The following is a 21106-nucleotide window of genomic DNA, read 5'->3' on the forward strand; positions in this document are numbered from 1 at the left end:
GCTTAGTCCGTGATGAAAGGCAGGTCGAGTTGTTGTGCGCGCGCGCAGTCGATGGCCTGGCGATACCCGGCATCCGCGTGACGCATGACGCCTGACCCGCAGTCGTTGACCAGCACGCGCGCGAGCCGCTTGTGCGCGGCATCGGTGCCGTCGGCGACGATGACCATGCCCGCGTGCTGCGAATACCCCATGCCGACGCCGCCGCCGTGGTGAAGACTGACCCATGTCGCGCCGCCCGACGTGTTGAGCAGCGCATTGAGCAGCGGCCAGTCCGATACGGCGTCCGTGCCGTCCATCATGCTTTCGGTCTCGCGGTTCGGACTCGCGACGGAGCCCGTGTCGAGGTGATCGCGGCCGATCACGATCGGCGCCTTCAGTTCGCCGTTGCGGACCATCTCGTTGAACGCGAGCCCCGCGACATGACGTTCGCCGAGACCCAGCCAGCAGATGCGCGCGGGCAGGCCCTGAAACGCGATGCGATCGCGCGCCATGTCGAGCCAGCGGATCATGGCCGCGTTATGCGGGAAGAGTTCCTTGAGCTTGCGGTCCGTCTTGTAGATGTCCTCGCGATCGCCGGACAGCGCGACCCAGCGGAACGGCCCCTTGCCCTCGCAGAAGAGCGGGCGGATATAGGCGGGCACGAACCCCGGAAAATCGAATGCGTTCGCGACGCCGTCGTCCGATGCGACCTGCCGGATATTGTTGCCGTAGTCGACCGCGGGCACGCCCATCGCATGCAGATCGAGCATCGCCCGCACATGCGTCGCGCACGAGGCTTGCGCGGCGGCCTTGAGTTCGGCGTGCCGCGACGGGTCGCGGCTTGCCGCGGCCCATTGGTCGAGCGTCCAGCCGCGCGGCAGGTAACCGTTGATCAGATCGTGCGACGACGTCTGGTCGGTCACGAGATCGGGGCGGATGCCGCCGGCCTGTGCGCGCCGTACGATCTCGGGCAGCACGTCGGCCGCGTTGCCGAGCAGGCCGATCGAGATCGCGTCGCCGCGCGCCGTGTGATATCGGATCAGTTCGAGCGCGTCGTCGAGATCCTTGGCTTGTTTGTCGAGGTAGCGCGTGCGCAGGCGGAAATCGATGCTCGCTTGCTTGCATTCGACCGTCAGCGAGACCGCGCCCGCGAGCGTCGCCGCAAGCGGCTGCGCGCCGCCCATGCCGCCGAGTCCGGCGGTCAGGATCCAGCGGCCTTTCCAGTCGCCGCCGTAGTGTTGGCGACCCGCTTCGACGAAGGTCTCGTACGTGCCCTGGACGATGCCTTGGCTGCCGATATAGATCCAGCTGCCGGCCGTCATCTGCCCGTACATGAACAGGCCGCGCCGGTCGAGTTCGTTGAAGTGCTCCCAGTTCGCCCAGCGCGGCACGAGGTTCGAGTTCGCGATCAGCACGCGGGGCGCATCGGGATGCGTCTTGAAGACGCCGACGGGCTTGCCCGATTGCACGAGCAGCGACTCGTCGTCTTCGAGGCGGCGCAGCGTCTCGAGAATCTTGTCGAAGCATTCCCAATTGCGCGCGGCGCGTCCGATGCCGCCGTAGACGACGAGGCTTTGCGGATTCTCGGCGACTTCGTCGTCGAGATTGTTCTGGATCATGCGATAGGCCGCTTCGGTGAGCCAACTCTTGCATGACAGCTCGGTGCCGCGCGGCGCGCGGATCGTGCGCGTCGGATCGGTGCGCGTGCCGATCGATGTGTCGGGGGCATTCATCGTGACTCTCCTCAAGAACGGGTGAACGACGCTCAGGCGTCAGAAGCTGCCTGAAAATTGAAAACGGTTCGCGGGATGCGAGAGCGTGACCGATGTCGCGACCTGCGTGCCGACCCATGTGCGGCGCCAGAGCATCAGGCACGGTTCGCCGATCTCCATGCGGAGCAGACGGCGCAGGGCCGCATCGGCCTGTTGCGCGAAGATCCGGTATTCGGCGCGCTGGATCGGCGCGACGCGCACCATGTACTGGTTCGGCGTGTACTGCGTGAAGTCCTGCTTCAGATACTCGGGAAAGACGGCGGGATTCACGAAGCGATCTTCGTGCTGAATCGGCTCGTCTTCCTCGTAATGGACGATGCGCGAATGAAAGGCCGGCCCGTGCGCGAGACCGAGCGCTTCGAGCGCCGCCGGATCGCGGCTCTCGTCGAGCGAGAGCACGTGCGCGCGATGGCGATGGCCGCGCGCCGCGATCTCGTCGGCGATGTTGCCGATCTCGACGAGCGTCGCTTCGTATTTGCGCGCCGCGACGAAGGTGCCCGCGCCTTGCACGCGCGTGAGCACGCGTTCGCCGCTGAGTTCGCGCAGCGCGCGCGTGACGGTCATGCGCGCGACGCCGAACTGTTTCACGAGTTCGCTTTCCGACGGGATCATGTCGCCGTCGCGCCATGTGCCGGCTTCGATTTGCCGGATCACGTAGCGCTTGATCTGCTCGTAGGCAGGCGGCGTCTTGGCGGGTTGCGTATCGGATTCCATAGGCGAGGTCGAGCGTTTCCAAGAACGAGATGCAGGTTCACAGCCGATTGCGCGGCGCCGAGTCGGACAGCGGCGCGGCGGCACGCGACGCACGGATCGAGCGCGTGCGACACGCATGCCGCCGTATCTTGTATAGACAAGTTTGCGGACGAATTTCGGGTAGTGCAAGTGATAAATAAAACGGACGCGATCGATCAGTGTTTTTATAACTAACTGATTGTGCGAAATAAATTCAGAATTTTCTGATTGTCTGTCAACGTTTGGAGGGTAAACCCCGGCCGATGATGACTAGACATTTGAGATGAGTGCTCGGCATGAGTGTGCTTCACGCGCAGGCGGGCGCACGGGTGCGCGTCCGCACGATGGGCAGGCGGACGATGGGCGTGCGTGCGCGCCGAGGCAGGGGAAGACCGGTCGGTCTTCCCCGATGCGCGGCAAACTCGGAGGGGATGAGGCGGGGTGTGCACGTCGGCGCGTGCACGGATGGATTGCGCGGATTCAAGGCGCGGGTTTATCGCACGGACTTATTGCACGCGGCCTTATTGCGCGGATTGATAGATCCACTCGAGCAGCGCATCGTGCGCCGCGCGTCCCGCTTCGGCGCGCGGGCTGTTGATGAAGCTCACGACGACATAGGTGTTGCCGTTGCGGCTCGCCACATAGCCCGCGATCGCCCGGACATCCGACAGCGTGCCGGTCTTGATCCGCGCGTTGCCGACGACCGGTTCGTTCGCCAGCCGATGCCGCATCGTGCCGTCGACACCGGCGATCGGCAGCGAGTCCGTGAAGACCTGGGCCACCGGGCTCTGGTTCGCGGACTGCAGCAGTTCGGCCATGCCGACGGCCGTGATGCGTTCGTCGCGCGAGAGCCCGGAGCCGTTGTCGAGCACGAGGTCGGGAATCGCGATGTTGTTCTTCGCAAGCCACGCGCGAATGATCGATGCCGATTCATTCGTCGTCGCGGGCGGCTTGCCTTCGACGGCGCCGATCGTCAGGAACAGGTTGCGCGCCATCACGTTGTTCGAAAACTTGTTGATGTCGTGCACGATGTCGCCGAGCGGCGGGCTCTGGTGCACGCCGAGTTCGTGTGCGCCCGGCGGCGTCGGCCCTTCGTGGACCGTGCCCTTGAACGTGCCGCCGTTTTGTTGCCACAGGGCCAGGAAGCCGCCGCCGAAGAACGCGGTGTGATCGAGCACCGCGATATTCGTCACGTGATCGCCGCAGCGCGCCGAATAATCGCCCGAGAACGTGGCATCGACCGTGCCGTCCGCATTCGGCGTCAGATCGGGCGTCAGCGCGGCGCTCAGGCAGGGACCGCGGCTCAGGCGCAACTGATTGCTCACGTGGAGCTGAGCGAGCGGCGGCAACACATCGATGCCGACCTGCCCCGCCGCATCGTCGGGATGCATCGAGAACGTCAGCGACTTGAATGCGTAGAGCAGCGGATCGGGACCGACGTTATAGGGCGCGTCGGCCGCATCGTCGAGCGGCGGGGCGTCGCGCGTCGAGGGATCGAAATAGCGCTTGTCGAGCACGAGATCGCCTTCGAGACCGATGATGCCGGCCGCGCGGATCCGGTTCACGAGATCGACGAGTTCCTCGGGCACGAGTTTCGGATCGCCCGTGCCCTTGATGTAGAGATTGCCGTGCAGCACGCCGCCGATGACCGTGCCGTCGGCGTAGGCCGTGGTCTTCCATCGGTAGTCGGGACCGAGCATCGACAGACCCGAATAGGTCGTCACGAGCTTCATCGTCGATGCGGGCGCCATCACCGCGTCGCCGTGCAGGTCGATCAGCGGCACGGTCGCGCCGATCTTCTCGACATAGATGCTGATCGCCGACAGCGGAATGTGTTCGTGCGTCAACGCTTCGGCGACCTTCGGCGGCAATTGCTCGGCGCCGGGCAGCGTCGTGCGCAGGCGCTTGTGCGAGTACGTGCGCCCGTTATCCGCGCCGCTGCCGTTGCGCCGGTATTTCGACGTGGCGTGCACATCGTTCGGGGTACCGAACATCAGCGCGAGCGCGCTCGTCGCGATCAGCAGAGAGGACAAGGAACGGCGCATGGCACGAGGCGCTGAGGGCAGGGCGGGCTGCGCCGCGCGCGCGACGCGCACAGGCAGGCATGAGGCAGGACGAAAAGCGAAAAACATGGGCTGAATGCGGGTCGAAGCTAAGCATGCAAGGTCGTCGCCGGACGGCCGTTCCGATACGCGGGCCAGGCGCGCCGCCCGATCCTCGAATCCGGCGGCGGCGCCGTCGGCGAGCGATCCGCCGGGCCCCGCCGACATTTCAGGTCTGACCCCCGGATCGAGTCGTCGGCGCGCCATGCGCGATTCGGCCCGTCAGGGTCCGGCGCGAACGAGGGCTCATTGTAGAGATAAAATCGTCGGCGCCGCCTCGGCGGACATTGAATCGCTGCATGCCTGCAACGCTTTAACGGCGCGCGGGCGCTTGACTTGAGAGGACAACGCCGTGCGCGTACTGCTCGTCGAAGATGACCGGATGATTGCCGAAGGCGTGCGCAAGGCCTTGCGTACCGACGGCTGCGCGGTCGATTGGGTTCAGGATGGCGCGAGCGCGATTACGGCCGCGGGAAGCGAACCTTACGATATCGTGCTGCTCGACCTCGGCCTGCCGAAGCGCGACGGACTCGACGTGCTGCGCACGCTGCGTTCGAGCGGGCGCGACGTGCCTGTCATGATCGTGACCGCGCGCGATGCGGTCAGCGATCGCGTCAAGGGGCTCGACGCGGGCGCCGATGACTACCTCGTCAAACCTTTCGATCTCGACGAACTCGGCGCGCGCATGCGTGCGCTCGTGCGCCGTCGCGAGGGCCGCAGCGACGGGCTGATCCGGCATGGCGCATTGACGCTCGATTCCGCGACGCACGAGGTCACGCTGCATGGCGAGCCCGTCGCATTGTCCGCGCGCGAGTTCACCTTGCTCGCCGCCTTGCTCGCGCGGCCCGGCGCGGTGCTGTCCAAGGCGCAGCTCGAAGAGAAGATCTATGGCTGGGGCGAGGAGATCGGCAGCAACGCGGTCGAGGTCTATGTGCACGCGCTGCGCAAGAAGCTCGGATCGGACCTGATCGGCAATGTCCGCGGCCTGGGCTATATGATCAATCGGCCCGCAGAATGAGCTCGATTCGCCGACGTTTGTTGCTCTGGTTGCTGATGACCGTGCTCGTGGGGCTCGTGATCGCGGGCTTTCTGATCCGCTCGCAGGCGCTCGCCGAGGCGAATGAAATCTTCGATTTCCAGCTTCAGCAGACCGCCGCGGCGTTGCCTTCCGAATCGTTCTCGTCGGTGTTCGGATCGAACGGCGATACGGACGAAGGCGTCGTGATCCAGATCTGGAGCCGCACGGGCGTGTTGCTCTACTACTCGCGCCCGAACGCGCAGCTCGCGCCGAATGCGGCGCTCGGATTCAGTACGCAGCACACGCCGCATGGCGACTGGCGCGTCTACGGCGCGATGGTCGGCGACAACGTCGTGCAGCTCGCGCAGCCGATGAGCGTGCGCGATCATCTCGCGGCGCAGATGGCGTGGCGCACGATCCTGCCTTTGCTCGTGTTGCTGCCGCTGCTCGCGATCATCGTCTGGCTCGTCGTCGGTCGCGGCCTGCTGCCGCTTCAGCGGTTCGCGCGCGCGCTCGACGTGCGCAAGCCCGATGCGCTCGAACCGCTGCAGGACACGATGCTGCCCGAAGAGATCCAGCCGCTCGCGAAAGCGCTCAACGGGCTGCTCGGCCGTCTCGGGCAATCGCTCGACGCGCAGAAGGCGTTCGTCGCCGATGCCGCCCATGAATTGCGTACGCCGCTTGCTGCGTTACGGATCCAGTTACAGTTGCTCGAACGCGCGCGCGCGGACGAGGATCGTACGGAAGCGCTCGGCGATCTCAAGAAAGGCGTCGAACGCGCGACGCGCCTCGTCGAGCAATTGCTCGCGCTCGCGCGTTCGGAACCCGGCGGCGATGCGGCGTCGGTGTCGCGCGAGCGCGTCGATCTGACGGCGATGCTGCTCGAATGCGTGACGGCGCACGCGCCGATCGCGCAAGGCAAGCGCGTCGATCTCGGGGTCGGCGAACAGGCGCATGCCGAGGTCGACGGCCAGGCGCCGGCGTTGCGCGTCATGCTCAACAACGTGCTCGACAACGCGGTCAAATACACGCCCGAGGGGGGCCGCATCGACGTCTCGGTGACGCGCGCCGAGCATGACGGCGCCGCTGTCGCGCGTGTCGTCGTCGACGATTCGGGACCCGGCATTCCGGTCTCCGAACGCGAGCGCGTGTTCGATCGTTTCTACCGCGGCGTGCACGACACCGGGCGCGATCCGTCGGGCAGCGGACTCGGTCTCGCGATCGTGCGACGCATCGCCGAGCGCCATGGCGCGACGGTCAAGCTCGCGGACAGCGCGAACGGCGCGGGCCTGCGCGTGACGATCGATTTTCCGCTCGTCGCGCGGGCCGGTGCTCCGGCCGTTTGAAACGGGCTATTGCCTTGTTCGACAAATACTTAAGTTTGTTTTAAGAGACGTCCCTTAGTCTGCGTCCATCCAATTCCGATTGTGTGCGAGGAGCCCAACATGCCAACAAAACGGTTCTCACGCAGCCTTGTCGCCGTCGCGGTGGTGGTTGCGATTTCAGCAGGTTTCGTCGCGGGCCGGCATGACGCCGCGCCTCAATGGATCGACAACGCGCACGCGGCCGGGGCGGTGCCTTCGCTGCAGCCGGCGGTACCTGCGCCGGCCTCCGCGCCGATGATGCCGGCCGAAGCCGCGCGCACGACGGGCATGCCCGATTTCTCGGGTCTCGTCGATGCCTATGGTCCGGCGGTCGTCAATATCAGCGCCGAGCATCTGGCGAAGAGCAAGCCGACGGCGAACGGGCAACGCCGCGTGACGCCGTTCGGCAATATGAGCCCCGACGATCCGTTCTTCCAGTTCTTCAAACGCTTCTACGGCGACCAGTTCCCGGGCGGCGGCGCGGGCGGCGACGACGACGGCGGCGGCGCGTCGGATCAGAACAGCATGAGCCTCGGCTCGGGCTTCATCATCAGCCCCGATGGCTACATCCTGACGAACGCGCACGTGGTGGCCGGCGCGAACGTGATCACGGTCAAGCTCACCGACAAGCGCGAGTTCCGCGCGAAGGTGGTCGGCTCGGACAAGCAATCGGATGTCGCGGTCCTCAAGATCGACGCGAAATCGCTGCCGACCGTCAAGATCGGCGATGCGAGCAAGTCGAAGGTCGGTCAATGGGTCGTCGCGATCGGTTCGCCGTACGGCTTCGACAACACCGTGACGTCGGGGATCATCAGCGCGAAGGCGCGCTCGCTGCCCGACGAGAACTACATCCCGTTCATTCAGACCGACGTGCCGGTCAACCCGGGTAACTCGGGCGGCCCGCTGTTCGACATGAACGGCAACGTGATCGGCATCAACTCGATGATCTTCAGCCGCACGGGCGGCTTCCAGGGGCTGTCGTTCGCGATTCCGATCAACTTCGCGATGAAGATCAAGGATGATCTGATCAAGTCGGGGCATGTCGAGCGCGGCCGTCTCGGCGTCGCGGTCCAAAGCGTCAATCAGTCGCTTGCGCAGTCGTTCGGCTTGCCCAAGCCCGAAGGCGCGCTCGTGAGCTCGATCGACAAGGATGGTCCCGCGGCGAAGTCGCAACTCAAGCCGGGCGACGTGATCCTCGCGGTCGACGGCGTCACGATCGACGACTCGGCGACGCTGCCGACGATCATCGCCGACATGAAGCCGGGTTCGACCGCGCATCTGACCGTCTGGCGCGACAAGAAGGAGAAGGACATCACCGTCTCGATCGGCACGTTCCCGAATGCGACGAAGGTGGCATCCGACGATTCGAACGCGTCGCAGGTCAAGCTCGGCGTCGCGGTGCGCGCGCTGACGCCCGACGAGCGCCGTCAGGCGTCGGTCGCGGGCGGTCTGCTCGTCGAGCAGGTCGCGGGACCGGCTGCCGCGGCGGGCATTCAGCCCGGCGATGTGATTCTCGCGATCAACGGCCAGCCGCTGACGGCGGCCGATCAGCTCAAGGATCGCCTCGCGAACGCGGGGACGTCGGTGGCGCTGCTGATTCAACGCAACAATCAGCAGATCTTCGTCCCGGTCGATCTCGAGTAAGCGTTGTGTCGTAGGCGAGGCCGCGCGTGACGCGGCCTCGTCGATTCTTGCCGGGATCCTGCTGAGATCCCCACGGAGATCCCCACGGAGATCCCCACCGAGATCCCCACCGAGATCCCCACCGAGATCCCCACCGAGATCCCCACCGAGATCCCCACCGAGATCCCCACCGAGACGGGCGGGCGCGCTTTTTGCGCTTCCTTGGGTCTCGGATCAACGAGGAGTGAACGATGACGCGATTCAATGCATCACGCTGGGTGCGGAGCATGGCGGGCGGCGTGATCGCGCTGGCGATCGGCGCCGGCGCGGTCGGCGCGGCGTGCGCCCAGAGCAACGACAGCGGCGTCGCGCCGGCCGGGATGCCGGCCGTCAAGCAGTCGGGCGATGTCAGCTATGTGACAGGCGGCGTCGGCCTCGACGAGTCGCACGCGCTCAAGGCCGCGGCGCCGCATTGGCCCGTCGAGTTGCTGTTCGCGGGCCCGGGATCGGACTATCTGTCCGACGTGCACGTCGATGTGACGGGCGGCGGCGGCAGCGTATTCCATGCGACGGCCGACGGTCCATACATGCTCGTGAAGTTGCCGCCCGGCGACTACGTCGTGCATGCGTCGTACAAGGGCGAGGAAAAGACGCAAGCCATCAAGGTCGGCGGCGCGCATCAGAAGGCGTCGTTCCGCTGGAATACGCAATAGCGGCGTCACGCAATAACGACGTCGCGAATGCGTCGACGGCGGTAAAACGGGTCGCGGGCCGGCAGTGTCGCCGGCCCGTTTTTTTTGGGCCGGGGTTTTTAGCCGAGTCCCGGGGACGAGGGTCGCGGCGGCACGCCCGGCGACATCGCGTCGGGCTCGCCGATCGCGCCGAGCCGCAGCGCGGGCGAGTGATGGAGCATGTCGAACAGCGCGTCGATATACGTGCTCGCTTTCCGCGCGAGATCGATCTGATCGGGCGTGAGCAGCCAGTCCGCGAGCATGCCGTTCAAAAAACCGTGCAGCATGACCGCCGCCCGGTCCGCGTCGAGGTCGTGCGGGAGTTGCCCCTTGGCGACCGCGTTGCGCAGGCCCGCCGCCATTTTGTGCCGCGCGTCGCGCATCGCGTCCGTATGGCGCGAGAGGACGACGCCCATGTCCTCGGTAAATTCACACTTGAAGTACAGAATGTCGAGCACGCGCGCGCGTTGCGGATTGCTCGCCGTGCCCTCGAACACGAGCATCAGCACGTCGCGCATGCGCTGGAGCGGGTCGGGTTCGCCGAGGTCGATCGTCGCCTCGATGAGCTCCTCGAAGGGCATCTTGATACGCGCGAACATCGCTTCGAACAGATCGGACTTGTTGCGAAAGTGCCAATAGATCGCACCGCGCGTGACACCCGCCGCGACCGCAATATCGGTCAACGACGTCCGGGAGACGCCCTTTTCAAAGAAAACATGCTCGGCGGTATCCAGGATTCGGCAACGCGTTTCCTGCGCCTCTTCCTTGGTGCGACGCGCCATGCTTCTCCTCCTCAGCCCCTTGTCTCGGTTTTATTTTCCGAATCTGAAATCTTAGTAAGATTCCTGTGGATACATACATCCGTGATTGTATCTATAATGCGAGGCTTGGAAAATCTGCCCCGGCAGGAATTACCCGCAAACATGACGATTTTGCGCGGTAATATCACTCCCATTTTTCCGCCGCCGGAAAGCGGAAAAACCGCACGGGCGTTCGCGTACGTCGTCGTCGCGGGGGGCAGTCAGAACGCATAAACGGTGCGCGCGCCAGACCACGGCGTCGAGGCCGAAGATCAATTCTCAGTTAATAGAGGTCGTTCATGCACGTCGATCGGGTATCTGCACGATTTATCGGTGTTACGGGCACCGCGGCCGCAGTGCTGGCAGTGTTCGCGCTGTCCGCTTGCGGCAAGAAGGACGGGCCGCCGCCGCCTCAGACACCCGAGGTCGGCGTGATCACGGTTCAGCCGCAGCCGGTCGAGGTCGTCGCCGACCTGCCGGGCCGCACGAACGCCTATCTCGTCGCGCAAGTGCGTGCGCGCGTCGACGGCATCGTGCTGCGCCGCGAATTCACGGAAGGCGCCGAGGTCAAGGCCGGTCAACGGCTTTACAAGATCGACCCGGCGCCGTATCAGGCACAGTTCGATAGCGCGAAGGCCACCCTCGCGAAGGCCGAGGCCAATCTCGTGTCGGTGACCGCGCAGGCCGATCGCTACAAGGTGCTCGTCGCGCAGAACGCCGTCAGCAAGCAAGACTACGACAACGCGGTCGCCTCGCAAGGCCAGGCTGCCGCCGACGTCGGCACGGGCAAGGCCGGCGTGCAGACCGCGTCGATCAACCTCGGCTACACGGACGTCGTCTCGCCGATCTCGGGCATCGTCGGGATCTCGCAGGTCACGCCGGGCGCCTATGTCCAGGCGAGCGCGGCGACGCTCATGGCGACGATCCAGCAGCTCGATCCGATCTATGTCGACGTCGTCGAATCGACGACGGACCTGCTCAAGCTGCGCCGCGCCGTCGCGAACGGGCAAGTCCAGTCCGCGAGCTCGCACGCGGCCAAGGTCAGCCTGACGCTCGAAGACGGTTCGAAGTATGCGCAGACGGGCAAGCTCGAGTTTGCCGACGTGACGGTCGATCAGACGACGGGCACGGTCACGCTGCGCGCGCTGTTCCCGAATCCGAACCACACGCTGCTGCCCGGCATGTTCGTGCACGCGAAGCTTGCGCAGGGCGTCAACGCGCAGGCGATGCTCGTGCCTGAAGTCGGCATCACGCATACGCCGAAGGGCGACCCTGTCGCGCTCGTCGTCAATGCCGACAGCAAGGTCGAGGTGCGTCCGATCAAGGTCTCGGGCACGCAAGGTTCGAACTGGATCGTCGAAAGCGGCCTCAACGCGGGCGACAAGGTCATCGTGCAGGGCACGATGAAGGTCCAGCCGGGCATCACGGTCAAGGCGATCGACGCGAACCTGCCGCCGGCCGCGGCAGCGGGCGAAGAGGCCGCCGCCGCGAGCGCCGCGGGCGTGTCGGGCACCGACCAGAATCTCACGCGTCCCGCGAGCGGCCCCGCCGCGGCGAGCAGCGGTGCGGCCGCGTCGGCCGGCAACGCGTCGAGCGCCCAGGCGCAATAATCGGGAGCTTGCGATATGGCCAAGTTTTTTATCGATCGCCCGATCTTTGCATGGGTGATCGCGATCGTCCTGATGCTCGCCGGCGCGCTCTCGATCGGGCGTCTGCCTGTCGAGCAGTATCCGACGATCGCTCCGCCGTCGATTCAGATCAGCGCGTCGTATGCAGGTGCGAGCGCGAGCACGGTCGAAAACACCGTGACCCAGGTCATCGAGCAGCAGATGAACGGGATCGACCACCTGATGTACATGAGTTCGACGTCGGACGACTCGGGCACGGCGACGATCACGCTGACGTTCGAAGCCGGCACGAACCCCGACATCGCGCAGGTCCAGGTCCAGAACAAGCTGTCGCTCGCGACGCCGCTGCTGCCGCAGGAAGTTCAGCAGCAGGGGATCAAGGTTACGAAGTCGAGCAGCAGCTTCCTGCTCGTGCTCGCGTTCGTGTCCGACGACGGCAGCATGACGCGGACCGACCTCGCGAACTACGTCGCCTCGCATATCCAGGATCCGATCAGCCGCGTCAACGGCGTGGGGACGGTGACGGTGTTCGGCTCGCAGTACGCGATGCGTGTCTGGCTCGATCCGGTCAAGCTCAATAACTACGGGCTCACGCCGGTCGACGTCACGAACGCGCTGAGCGGTCAGAACGTCCAGGTGCCGGCCGGCCAGCTCGGCGGCACGCCGCCCGTGCCCGGCCAGATGCTGACGGCGACGATCACCGAGGCGACGCTGCTGCGCACGCCCGAAGAGTTCGGCAACGTGCTGCTCAAGGTCAACACCGACGGATCGCAGGTTCGGATCAAGAACGTCGCGCGCGTGGCGCTCGGGCAGGAAACCTACGTGTTCGACACGAAGTACAACGGCAAGCCGGCCGCGGGCTTCGGTATCCAGCTCGCAACGGGCGCCAACGCGCTCGCGACGGCCAAGGCCGTGCGCGCGCGGATCGCCGACCTTCAGCAGAACTTCCCGCACGGCCTCGTCGTCAAGTATCCGTACGACACGACGCCGTTCGTTCGCCTGTCGATCGAGGAAGTCGTCAAGACGCTGTTCGAAGGGATCGTGCTCGTGTTCCTCGTGATGTATCTGTTCCTGCAGAACCTGCGGGCGACGATCATCCCGACGATCGCGGTGCCGGTCGTGCTGCTCGGCACGTTCGCGATCATGGCGGCGGCCGGATTCACGATCAACACGCTCTCGATGTTCGGGCTCGTGCTCGCGATCGGGCTATTGGTCGACGATGCGATCGTGGTCGTCGAGAACGTCGAGCGCGTGATGGCCGAGGAGGGACTCTCGCCACGCGATGCGACACGCAAAGCCATGGACCAGATCACGGGCGCGCTGGTCGGCGTGGCGCTGGTGCTCTCGGCGGTGTTCGTGCCGATGGCGTTCTCGAGCGGTTCGGTCGGCGCGATCTATCGTCAGTTCTCGCTGACGATCGTCGCGGCGATGGTGCTGTCCGTGCTCGTCGCCCTGATTTTGACGCCCGCGCTTTGCGCGACGATCCTCAAGCCGATCGAGCAGGGCCATCACGAAGTGAAGAAGGGCTTCTTCGGATGGTTCAACCGGACATTCGAGCGCAGCCGCGACAAGTATCACGACGGCGTGCATCACGTGATTCGCCGCTCGGGACGCTGGCTCGTCATCTATGCGGCGCTCGTCGTGGGCGTGGGTCTGCTGTTCGTGCGCATGCCGACGTCGTTCCTGCCCGATGAGGATCAGGGCACGATGTTCGTGCTTGTCCAGACGCCGCCGGGCGCGACGCAGGAGCGTACGCAAAACGCGCTCGACGCGGTCAACGACTATCTGCTCAAGGACGAGAGCGGCATCGTCGAATCGGTGTTCGAAGTCAACGGCTTCAACTTCGCGGGCCGCGGCCAGAACTCGGGTCTCGTTTTCGTGCGGATGAAGGACTGGTCGGTGCGTACGCATGAGAATCAGAAGATTCCCGCGCTTGTGGGCCGGCTCTTCATGCACTTCGCGCACTACAAGGACGCGATGGTGATTCCGGTCAATCCGCCGCCGATTCCCGAACTGGGGACCGCCGCCGGCTTCGACTTCGAACTCCAGGACCGTACGGGCGCGGGTCACGCGAAGCTCATGGACGCGCGTAACCAGTTGCTCGGCATGGCCGCGAAGGACCCCGATCTCGCGCTCGTGCGCCCGAACGGCCTGAGCGACCAGCCGTCGTACCAGGTCGACGTGAACCGCGAGAAGGCGATCGCGCTCGGCCTCAGCGAGACCGACGTCGACAACACGTTCTCGATCGCGTGGGCATCGGCGTACGTGAACAACTTCCTCGATACGGACAACCGGATCAAGCGCGTCTACGTGCAGGGCGATACGTCGTTCCGGATGAACCCGGAGGACGTGAACCGCTGGTACGTGCGTAACGCGTCGGGGACGATGGTGCCGTTCTCGTCGTTCGCGACGGGCCACTGGACGTATTCGTCGCCGAAGCTCGAACGCTACAACGGGATTTCCGCGGTCGAAATCCAGGGTGCGGCGGCCGCGGGCAAGAGCACGGGCGCGGCGATCGCCGCGATGGAGCGGCTCGTGAAGAAGCTGCCGCCGGGCTACGGTTTCGAGTGGACGGGTCTGTCGCTGCAGGAAAAGATCTCGGGCTCGCAAGCGCCGGGGCTCTATGCGATCTCGATCCTCGTCGTGTTCCTGAGCTTGGCCGCCCTCTACGAGAGCTGGTCGATTCCGTTCGCCGTGATCATGGTCGTGCCGCTCGGGATTCTCGGCGCGCTGCTCGCGGCGACGGGCCGCGGGCTCGCCAACGACGTCTACTTCCAGGTGGGTCTGTTGACGACCGTGGGTCTGTCGGCGAAGAACGCGATTCTGATCGTCGAATTCGCGAAGGATCTCCAGCAGTCCGAGGGGATGAGCGCGTTCGACGCGGCCACGGAAGCGGCGCGGCTCCGGTTGCGGCCGATTCTGATGACGTCGCTCGCGTTCATTCTCGGCGTGTTGCCGCTCGCCGTGTCGAACGGCGCGGGCTCGGGCAGCCAGCACGCGATCGGTACGGGCGTGATCGGCGGCATGTTGAGCGCGACGTTCCTCGCGATCTTCATGATCCCGATGTTCTTCGTGGTGATTCGCGACCGCTTCAGCAAGGGCAAGGGGCAGGCCGGCACCGGCCAGGCCGCAGCCGCGACGTCGGCGGACCAAGGACATTGATATGAAAAAGACAAGCAAGCGCAATTTGCCCCGCGTCGCGCTGAAGGCTTCGTCGCTCGCCGCGCTCGCGTTGTGCGCGGCGTGCACGATGATTCCGCACTACGACCGGCCCGAGGCGCCCGTCTCGTCGACCTATCCGACGGTCGGCGACGCGGCCAAGGGCATGGGCGGCGGGACGACGCTCGCCGCCGATATCGGCTGGCGCAACTTCTTCAACGATCAGCGTCTGCAGAAGCTCGTCGAACTCGCGCTCAAGAACAACCGCGACCTGCGCGCCGCGGCGTTCCAGGTCGATTCGGTCCGCGCGCAGTACCAGATCCAGCGCGCGGCGCTGATGCCGTCGATCAGCCTCGGTGGCTCGGAATCGCGGACATCGAATGCGTTCAATTCCGAGACGTATGGCACGCGCACGGTGTCGGAATACCAGGTCGGGCTGCAGCAGTCGAGCTGGGAGCTCGATTTCTGGGGGCGTCTGCGCAGCCTCTCGCAGGCCGCGTTGCAGACGTATTTCTCGACGGCCGAGGCGCGCCGCGCGACCGAGATCCTGCTGGTCTCGCAAGTCGCGAATCAGTATCTGACGCTCATCGCGTATGACGCCGAGCTCAAGGTCACCGACGACACGTTGAAGACCGCGACCGAGTCGTACCGGCTCACGAAGCTTCAGTTCGACGTCGGCACGGGATCGGAACTCGATCTGCGGCAGGCCGAAGGCGTCGTCGAGAACGCGCGTGCGAACTATCAGACGCAACTGCGGCTGCGCGCGCAAGCGCTCAACGACCTCGTCGAACTCGTCGGCGAACCGTTGCCTGACGATCTGCCGCCTTCGACGTCGCTCGCCGACCAGAACATGATGGCCGATATTCCGGCCGGCTTGCCGTCGGATCTGCTGACGCGGCGTCCCGACGTCATGGAAGCCGAGGCGAACCTGAAGTCGGCCAACGCGGACATCGGCGCGGCACGCGCGGCGTTCTTCCCGCAGATCACGCTGACGAGCTTCGGCGGATCGATCAGCGAGTCGCTCGGCACGCTGCTCAAGCCGGGCATGGCTGCGTGGAGCTTCGCGCCGTCGATCACGTTGCCGATCTTCGACGGCGGCGCGAACATCGCGGGTCTGCACGAAGTCCAGGCGAATCAGAAGGTCGCGCTCGCGAAGTACGAGAAGGCGGTCCAGGCGGCGTTCACGGAAGTCGCGAACGGCATCGCGGGTCGCGGCACGTACGATGCGCAGATCGAGGCGCAAGGCCGCGCGACGTTCGCGTCACAGCGTCAGCTCGACCTGTCGACGTTGCGCTACAAGAACGGCGTCGACAGCTATCTGAACGTGCTGACTGCGCAAACCTCGCTGTATTCGGCGCAACTTGCGCTGATCGAAGCGCAGCTCGCGCGGCTCACGAATCTCGTGAACCTCTACGAAGCGATGGGCGGCGGATGGATCGAGCATACGGGCGATACGCCGCGTCCGGCGGACGCCGAGTATTCGATCGAGCCGGCCGCGCCCGCGAGCGCGGCATCGGCGGCGACCGCGGGGTAGGAACGGCGGGCCGTTGCGGCGAGATCGCATGATCCGCCGTGACGGCGAGCCTGCGGGCTGCATGCATTGCGGTCCGCGTAACATCCCGGATCTTTGACGAGCGCACATTCGAGTCGCTCGTGTTACGGCGGTGCGGGTCGACGGGTCGGCCCCGCGATGACCGCGAGCCTCCGAAGGGGGCGCCCGGCTAAACCGTGCTTCGGACGAAGGCCAGCAGCAACGTGTAATCGCCTCTGTCCGCGGCACGCAAGGCGATCAAGTAATCCGATCGAGCGTTATCGGCTTTGACCAACGTGCCTCCGCCGCCCCACGAAAACGGCGCCCGGTTCTGGCTGCGCAGGAGCGCATCCGCCATCATGCGCGAGTGTCGACCGTTGCCGTTGGGAAAGGGATGAACCCAGACGAGTTCGCGGTGAAAGCGGGCGGCAATCTCATCGGGTGGAAACGTGTCGTTGTCGACCCACCATCGCGTGTTATCGAAAAGGTTGCGCAGCTTGACGCTGACCTGCGTCCAGTCACACCCGATGTTCTTGTCGGACTTGCGGAAGGTGCCTGCCCACGACCAAGTCTGGTCGAACATTTTCTTATGAAGGGTTCGACAGAACGCCTCGCTAAGGACATCGACCTTGCGTTGACGGCGAGCCCATTGCACGGCTTGCAGGATGTTCTCCTGCTCCCAGTCGTTGAGGTCGCCCTGGGTCGTCAAGTGCGTCGGTATCAGCCCTGCAAGCTCGTTCGGGTCGAGCGGTGTCTGGCCTTCCTGTTCGGCTAACGCTATCGCCATAGGTCGGACCAGCGGCCCCGGAGGAGTTCCGCGGTTCTCTGCTCGACCTGTTTGCGAAGTCGCTCGGTTGCCGGACGTTGATCTTCGAGACTCATGGTGTGTGCAACGCCGCTCACTTCCTGCAGCGCGATCGAGCGGGCCCGGTCTTCTACCACTTGAGTCAGCGGCTTTCTGGGCACCAGTGCATAGACCAACTCGCAGTCCAGCCCATTCGCCAGTTTGCGCAATTGTCCGAGCGTGATTCGCTCTTCCGCCTCCGCCGTCTCCGACTTGTGCAAGGCCGAACCGGTCACGCCCAATCGGTCCGCTTGCTGTCGCTCGGTCAGCCCCAACGACTCGCGGATGGCCTTGAGCCATCCACGTGGCGGAGGCCGGCGGCCTGTCAAATCCGAATAGGCCGACGCCGACGCCTGAACCTGCTCAAGTCGAAGTTGCCGCATTTTGGGATCCATTGTGCTGACCTATAGGTTATCGAATATGGAGTAAATGATAGCCTATGATGAAGTTAATTCAATTGAACTGCTTTATTAAAAAGAAGCAAATAAATTCTGATTGCGTCGATATGGCGACGCAAAACTGAATACATTGCTTCTCCATAGTGAAGTGGCGAGCGTCTTGATGCTTTGCGATACGGCGGCAACGAAGTGACGTCGAAGTGACTGGCGGAGTGACTGGCGGAGTGACTGAGGGAGTGACTGAGGGAGTGACTGGCGCGGTTTGAGTGTTATGTTATACCATCTGCACCCTGACTGAATCCGAGATGCCGCAGCGGCGGCACGCTCTGCCGGAGACGATCGATGAAACTCGTATCGCGTTCCTTCGTGAACGCCGCCATTCGCCCGACCAGGCCTGCGAGCCGTGCCGCGATGTCCGCGCTCGTATCCGCCGCATTGTTCGGCTTGTCCAGCCTTTTCGGCCTTGCCGTCGCGGCGGATGCGCACGCGGCTGCGAGGGTCCCGGTCGTTGCCGCCGAGAATTTCTACGGTGACGTCGCGACGCAGATCGGCGGCGATCACGTCGCCGTCAAGAGCATCATGAGCAACCCCGATCAGGATCCGCATCTGTTCGAGACGAGCCCGTCGACGGCGCGCGATCTGTCGAGCGCGCGCATCGTGCTTTTCAACGGCGCGGCCTACGATCCGTGGATGCAGAAGCTCCTGAGCGCGTCGCCGCGTCCCGGTCGCGTTCTGATCGAGGCCGGCGCGCTCGTCGGTGCGAAGGACGGCGACAATCCGCATCTCTGGTATCACCCCGCGACCATGCCGGCGGTCGCGAAGGCGTACGCCGACGCGCTCAAGCAGGCCGATCCGTCGAGCGGTGCCGACGTCGATGCGCGCCTCACCGCGTTTCTCGCGTCGCTCGCGCCGATCAATGCGAAAATCGCGAGCATGCGCGCGAAGTACGCCGGCATCCCGATCACGGCGACGGAACCGGTCTTCGGCTATATGGCCGATGCGATCGGCCTCGACGTGCGCAACCGGCGTCTGCAGACCGCCGTCATGAACGACACCGAGCCGACCGCGTCGGACCTCGCGGCGTTCGAACAGGATCTGCGCAACCGGCGCGTCGAGGTGCTCATCTACAACGCGCAGGTCAGCGACGAAATGACGCGCAAGATGCTCGCGATCGCCAAAGCCTCGGGCGTGGCGATCGTCAGCGTGACCGAAACGGAGCCGCACGGCGTGAACTATCAGACCTGGATGAGCGAACAACTCGACGCGCTCGACGCCGCGCTCGCGAAGCAGGCGCCGCACGCGCATCGCGGATCGTCGTCGGGGGCGGCCGCTCAATGAGTCACCCAACGGGCACCGGGCTTGACGACGCGACACGCGAAGGCGCGCGCCACGGCACGCGCGCGGGGACGCACGCGCCGGCGAGCGCCGCGACGCGTCCGGTCATCGAACTCGATCATGTGACGATCGAACTCGCGGGTCGTACGGTGCTCGAGGACGTGAGCCTGTCGATCGGCGCGGGCGAGTTCATCGGCGTGCTCGGCGCGAACGGCGCGGGCAAGACGACGCTCATGCGCGCGCTGCTCGGTCTGGTCGAGCCCGTCGGCGGATCGATCCGGATCCTGGGCAAGCCGGCGTCGCGCGGCAATCCGGCGATCGGCTATATGCCGCAGATTCGCGCCACGCTTGCCGAACGCCGCCTGCGCGGCCGCGACTTCGTCGCGTGCGCGCTCGACGGGCATCGTTGGGGTATGGCGCTCGGCCGCAGCGCGCGCGTGCGTCGCCAGGTCGATGCCGCGCTGGCACGCGTCGGCGCGCTCGAGCTCGCCGAGCGTCCGTTGATCTCGATGTCGGGCGGCGAGCGCCAGCGCCTGCTGCTCGCGCAATGCCTGCTCGGCGAACCGGGACTCTTGCTGCTCGACGAGCCGTTGATCAGTCTCGATCCGCATCATCAGCAGGCGACCGTCGATCTCGTCCATACGCTCCAGCGCGAGTTCGGCATCACGGTGCTGTTCAGCGCGCACGAATTGAATCCGCTGCTGCACACGCTCGATCGCGTGCTCTATCTCGGGCGCGGCCAGGCTGCGCTCGGCACGGTTGACGAGGTCATCAACGGCCCCGTGCTCTCGAAGCTCTATGGTTCGCGCATCGACGTCATGCGGCTCGGCGGCCGGATTTTCGTGATGTCGGGCGCGTCCGATCTCGAACATGACGAGCACCGGCACGAAGGCGACTGCGGCGGCGCGCATGCGCATGACCATGACCACGCGCACGACGCGCTGCATCGGCCGGCGCATCATCACGTGCACCGTCACTGAAGCGTGCGCCGTGCGCTTCGACCCGCGTTGCCTCCCTCGTCCGATCACGACCCTCACGACTCGAATCCGGAACCCGAATGTTTGAATACGACTTCATGGTCAACGCGTTTGCGGCGTCGGGCGTCGTCGCCGTGCTCGCGGGCATCGTCGGCTATTTTCTCGTCATGCGCGGCCAGACGTTCGCGGGCCACGCGTTGTCGCACGTCGGCTTCACGGGCGCGACCGGCGCGGTGCTGATCGGCGTGTCGCCGCTCTGGGGGCTGATCGGGTTCACCGTCCTCGCGGGCATCGGCATGGGCGCGCTCGGCGAACGGCTCGCCGGACGCGATCTCGCGATCGGCATGATCCTCTCGTTGTCGCTCGGCTTCGGTTTGCTGTTCCTGCATTTCTATACCGCGTATGCGACGCAGGTCACCGCGCTGTTGTTCGGCAATGTGCTCGGCGTGAGCCGCGAGACGCTCGCGGTGCTTGTCGTGCTCGGTCTGATCTGCGTGATCGCGCTCGCGGCGATGGGGCGGCCCTTGCTGTTCGCGACCTTGCAGCCCGAGCTCGCCGAGGCGAAGGGCGTGTCGTTGCGCGGCGTCTCGATCCTGTTTCTCGTGATCGTGTCGGTCGCGGTCGCCGAATGCGCGCAGATCGTCGGCGTGCTGCTCGTGTTCACATTGATGGTCGGACCCGCGGCGGCCGCGCAGAACATGACGACGCGCCTCTCGGCGGGCATCGCCTGCGCGGCGATCCTCGCGCTCGCCGAAGCGTGGTTCGGCATCACGTTCGCGTACTACACGGACTGGCCGAGCAGCTTCTGGATCACGCTGTTGTCGGCGCTCGCGTATGGCGTGAGCCTGCCGTTCAGGCGTGCGCACTGACGCTTGACTGACGTGCGCGGCAATCGGATCGGAGACGTGTTCTCCGATCCGATTGCCGAGGTGCTTACCCGCGCGCTCACTGACTCGCTCATCGACGTGCTTATCGACCCGCTCACCGACGTGCGCTGCGTCGATCCAATCGAGCGGATGCGTCGCGCTCGCGCTCGCGTGCTTGGTATCATCTCGCTTACACGACGCGTCCGTGTCGCGTGACCCCGTACCCACCCGAGCAATTCAGAGTTCC

The 21106-nt window shown here is 65.2% G+C and carries 17 protein-coding genes; 11 read left to right on the plus strand and 6 right to left on the minus strand.

Annotated features, from left to right (window positions below):
• Window positions 1-2 precede the first annotated feature (2 nt).
• The 3 genes from hutU to dacB all read right to left on the minus strand — a co-directional run bounded on the left by hutU (window position 3) and on the right by dacB (window position 4615).
• Window positions 3-1712 carry a urocanate hydratase gene (gene hutU / locus D7S86_RS03570; protein WP_121083472.1) on the minus strand — a complete coding sequence of 570 codons (1710 nt, stop codon included), beginning with the start codon at window positions 1710-1712 and terminating at the stop codon, window positions 3-5.
• Window positions 1713-1751: 39 nt separating this feature from the next.
• Window positions 1752-2465, minus strand: a complete 714-nt coding sequence (gene hutC / locus D7S86_RS03575; protein ID WP_121083474.1) for a histidine utilization repressor — start codon at window positions 2463-2465, stop codon at window positions 1752-1754.
• A 539-nt stretch (window positions 2466-3004) separates the two neighbouring features.
• Complete coding sequence (gene dacB / locus D7S86_RS03580) at window positions 3005-4615, minus strand: D-alanyl-D-alanine carboxypeptidase/D-alanyl-D-alanine endopeptidase (RefSeq protein ID WP_121084274.1); 1611 nt, start codon at window positions 4613-4615, stop codon at window positions 3005-3007.
• 322 nt (window positions 4616-4937) lie between these two features.
• Between dacB and D7S86_RS03585 the strand changes: the two genes are divergently transcribed.
• From D7S86_RS03585 to D7S86_RS03600, 4 genes are all read left to right on the plus strand, one after another.
• On the plus strand, window positions 4938-5603 hold the full coding sequence (locus D7S86_RS03585) for a response regulator (protein ID WP_121083476.1): 666 nt from the start codon (window positions 4938-4940) through the stop codon (window positions 5601-5603).
• Window positions 5600-6949, plus strand: a complete 1350-nt coding sequence (locus D7S86_RS03590; RefSeq protein WP_121083478.1) for a sensor histidine kinase — start codon at window positions 5600-5602, stop codon at window positions 6947-6949. The genes D7S86_RS03585 and D7S86_RS03590 overlap by 4 nt, the downstream gene beginning before the upstream one ends.
• A 99-nt stretch (window positions 6950-7048) precedes the next feature.
• Entirely contained in the window at window positions 7049-8611 is a 1563-nt protein-coding gene (locus tag D7S86_RS03595; protein ID WP_121083480.1) for a DegQ family serine endoprotease, read from the plus strand.
• Between the two features lie 230 nt (window positions 8612-8841).
• Window positions 8842-9303, plus strand: coding sequence for a carboxypeptidase regulatory-like domain-containing protein (locus tag D7S86_RS03600; RefSeq protein ID WP_121083482.1), 462 nt, complete (start codon window positions 8842-8844; stop codon window positions 9301-9303).
• Between the two features lie 98 nt (window positions 9304-9401).
• Here the strand turns inward: D7S86_RS03600 and D7S86_RS03605 are convergent, their stop codons facing one another.
• Window positions 9402-10103: a TetR family transcriptional regulator gene (locus tag D7S86_RS03605; protein WP_121083484.1), complete on the minus strand. Its 702-nt coding sequence runs from the start codon at window positions 10101-10103 to the stop codon at window positions 9402-9404.
• 317 nt (window positions 10104-10420) lie between these two features.
• On the opposite strand from D7S86_RS03605, the gene D7S86_RS03610 reads away from it, so the two are divergent.
• Genes D7S86_RS03610 through D7S86_RS03620 form a run of 3 tightly spaced genes read left to right on the plus strand, consistent with a single transcriptional unit; the run spans window position 10421 to window position 16442 of the window.
• Window positions 10421-11731, plus strand: a complete 1311-nt coding sequence (locus tag D7S86_RS03610; RefSeq protein ID WP_121083486.1) for an efflux RND transporter periplasmic adaptor subunit — start codon at window positions 10421-10423, stop codon at window positions 11729-11731.
• A gap of 15 nt (window positions 11732-11746) precedes the next feature.
• Window positions 11747-14911, plus strand: a complete 3165-nt coding sequence (locus tag D7S86_RS03615) for an efflux RND transporter permease subunit (RefSeq protein WP_121083488.1) — start codon at window positions 11747-11749, stop codon at window positions 14909-14911.
• Window position 14912: 1 nt separating this feature from the next.
• Complete coding sequence (locus tag D7S86_RS03620; RefSeq protein WP_205962734.1) at window positions 14913-16442, plus strand: efflux transporter outer membrane subunit; 1530 nt, start codon at window positions 14913-14915, stop codon at window positions 16440-16442.
• Between the two features lie 187 nt (window positions 16443-16629).
• Here the strand turns inward: D7S86_RS03620 and D7S86_RS03625 are convergent, their stop codons facing one another.
• Both D7S86_RS03625 and D7S86_RS03630 read right to left on the minus strand, forming a co-directional pair.
• The gene (locus D7S86_RS03625; protein ID WP_121083490.1) at window positions 16630-17226 is read right to left on the minus strand and encodes a mobile mystery protein B; all 597 of its coding nucleotides are present in this window, start codon (window positions 17224-17226) and stop codon (window positions 16630-16632) included.
• Complete coding sequence (locus D7S86_RS03630) at window positions 17217-17678, minus strand: mobile mystery protein A (protein WP_121083492.1); 462 nt, start codon at window positions 17676-17678, stop codon at window positions 17217-17219. The genes D7S86_RS03625 and D7S86_RS03630 overlap by 10 nt, the downstream gene beginning before the upstream one ends.
• A 414-nt stretch (window positions 17679-18092) precedes the next feature.
• On the opposite strand from D7S86_RS03630, the gene D7S86_RS03635 reads away from it, so the two are divergent.
• From D7S86_RS03635 to D7S86_RS29420, 4 genes are all read left to right on the plus strand, one after another.
• On the plus strand, window positions 18093-19019 hold the full coding sequence (locus tag D7S86_RS03635) for a metal ABC transporter solute-binding protein, Zn/Mn family (RefSeq protein WP_121083494.1): 927 nt from the start codon (window positions 18093-18095) through the stop codon (window positions 19017-19019).
• Window positions 19016-19996 carry a metal ABC transporter ATP-binding protein gene (locus D7S86_RS03640; protein WP_121083496.1) on the plus strand — a complete coding sequence of 327 codons (981 nt, stop codon included), beginning with the start codon at window positions 19016-19018 and terminating at the stop codon, window positions 19994-19996. The genes D7S86_RS03635 and D7S86_RS03640 overlap by 4 nt, the downstream gene beginning before the upstream one ends.
• A 77-nt stretch (window positions 19997-20073) precedes the next feature.
• The gene (locus D7S86_RS03645) at window positions 20074-20862 is read left to right on the plus strand and encodes a metal ABC transporter permease (RefSeq protein ID WP_121083498.1); all 789 of its coding nucleotides are present in this window, start codon (window positions 20074-20076) and stop codon (window positions 20860-20862) included.
• A 36-nt stretch (window positions 20863-20898) separates the two neighbouring features.
• Window positions 20899-21075 (plus strand): hypothetical protein, encoded by a 177-nt coding sequence (locus D7S86_RS29420; RefSeq protein WP_158601849.1) that lies wholly within the window; start codon window positions 20899-20901, stop codon window positions 21073-21075.
• Window positions 21076-21106 lie beyond the last annotated feature (31 nt).

Origin of the sequence: Pararobbsia silviterrae, from assembly GCF_003628125.1 — a bacterium.
GTDB classification, from domain to species: Bacteria; Pseudomonadota; Gammaproteobacteria; order Burkholderiales; family Burkholderiaceae; genus Pararobbsia; species Pararobbsia silviterrae.

Excerpts from the sequence above, each read along its gene's own strand:
- hutC (WP_121083474.1), bottom strand. The coding sequence starts at position 2,465 with ATGGAATCCGATACGCAACCCGCCAAGACGCCGCCTGCCTACGAGCAG.
- hutU (WP_121083472.1), bottom strand. The coding sequence starts at position 1,712 with ATGAATGCCCCCGACACATCGATCGGCACGCGCACCGATCCGACGCGC.
- D7S86_RS03635 (WP_121083494.1), top strand. The coding sequence starts at position 18,093 with ATGTCCGCGCTCGTATCCGCCGCATTGTTCGGCTTGTCCAGCCTTTTC.
- D7S86_RS03595 (WP_121083480.1), top strand. The coding sequence starts at position 7,049 with ATGCCAACAAAACGGTTCTCACGCAGCCTTGTCGCCGTCGCGGTGGTG.
- D7S86_RS03590 (WP_121083478.1), top strand. The coding sequence starts at position 5,600 with ATGAGCTCGATTCGCCGACGTTTGTTGCTCTGGTTGCTGATGACCGTG.
- D7S86_RS03630 (WP_121083492.1), bottom strand. The coding sequence starts at position 17,678 with ATGGATCCCAAAATGCGGCAACTTCGACTTGAGCAGGTTCAGGCGTCG.
- D7S86_RS03625 (WP_121083490.1), bottom strand. The coding sequence starts at position 17,226 with ATGGCGATAGCGTTAGCCGAACAGGAAGGCCAGACACCGCTCGACCCG.
- D7S86_RS03605 (WP_121083484.1), bottom strand. The coding sequence starts at position 10,103 with ATGGCGCGTCGCACCAAGGAAGAGGCGCAGGAAACGCGTTGCCGAATC.
- D7S86_RS03610 (WP_121083486.1), top strand. The coding sequence starts at position 10,421 with ATGCACGTCGATCGGGTATCTGCACGATTTATCGGTGTTACGGGCACC.
- D7S86_RS03615 (WP_121083488.1), top strand. The coding sequence starts at position 11,747 with ATGGCCAAGTTTTTTATCGATCGCCCGATCTTTGCATGGGTGATCGCG.
- D7S86_RS03645 (WP_121083498.1), top strand. The coding sequence starts at position 20,074 with ATGTTTGAATACGACTTCATGGTCAACGCGTTTGCGGCGTCGGGCGTC.
- D7S86_RS03600 (WP_121083482.1), top strand. The coding sequence starts at position 8,842 with ATGACGCGATTCAATGCATCACGCTGGGTGCGGAGCATGGCGGGCGGC.
- D7S86_RS03620 (WP_205962734.1), top strand. The coding sequence starts at position 14,913 with ATGAAAAAGACAAGCAAGCGCAATTTGCCCCGCGTCGCGCTGAAGGCT.
- dacB (WP_121084274.1), bottom strand. The coding sequence starts at position 4,615 with ATGTTTTTCGCTTTTCGTCCTGCCTCATGCCTGCCTGTGCGCGTCGCG.
- D7S86_RS03640 (WP_121083496.1), top strand. The coding sequence starts at position 19,016 with ATGAGTCACCCAACGGGCACCGGGCTTGACGACGCGACACGCGAAGGC.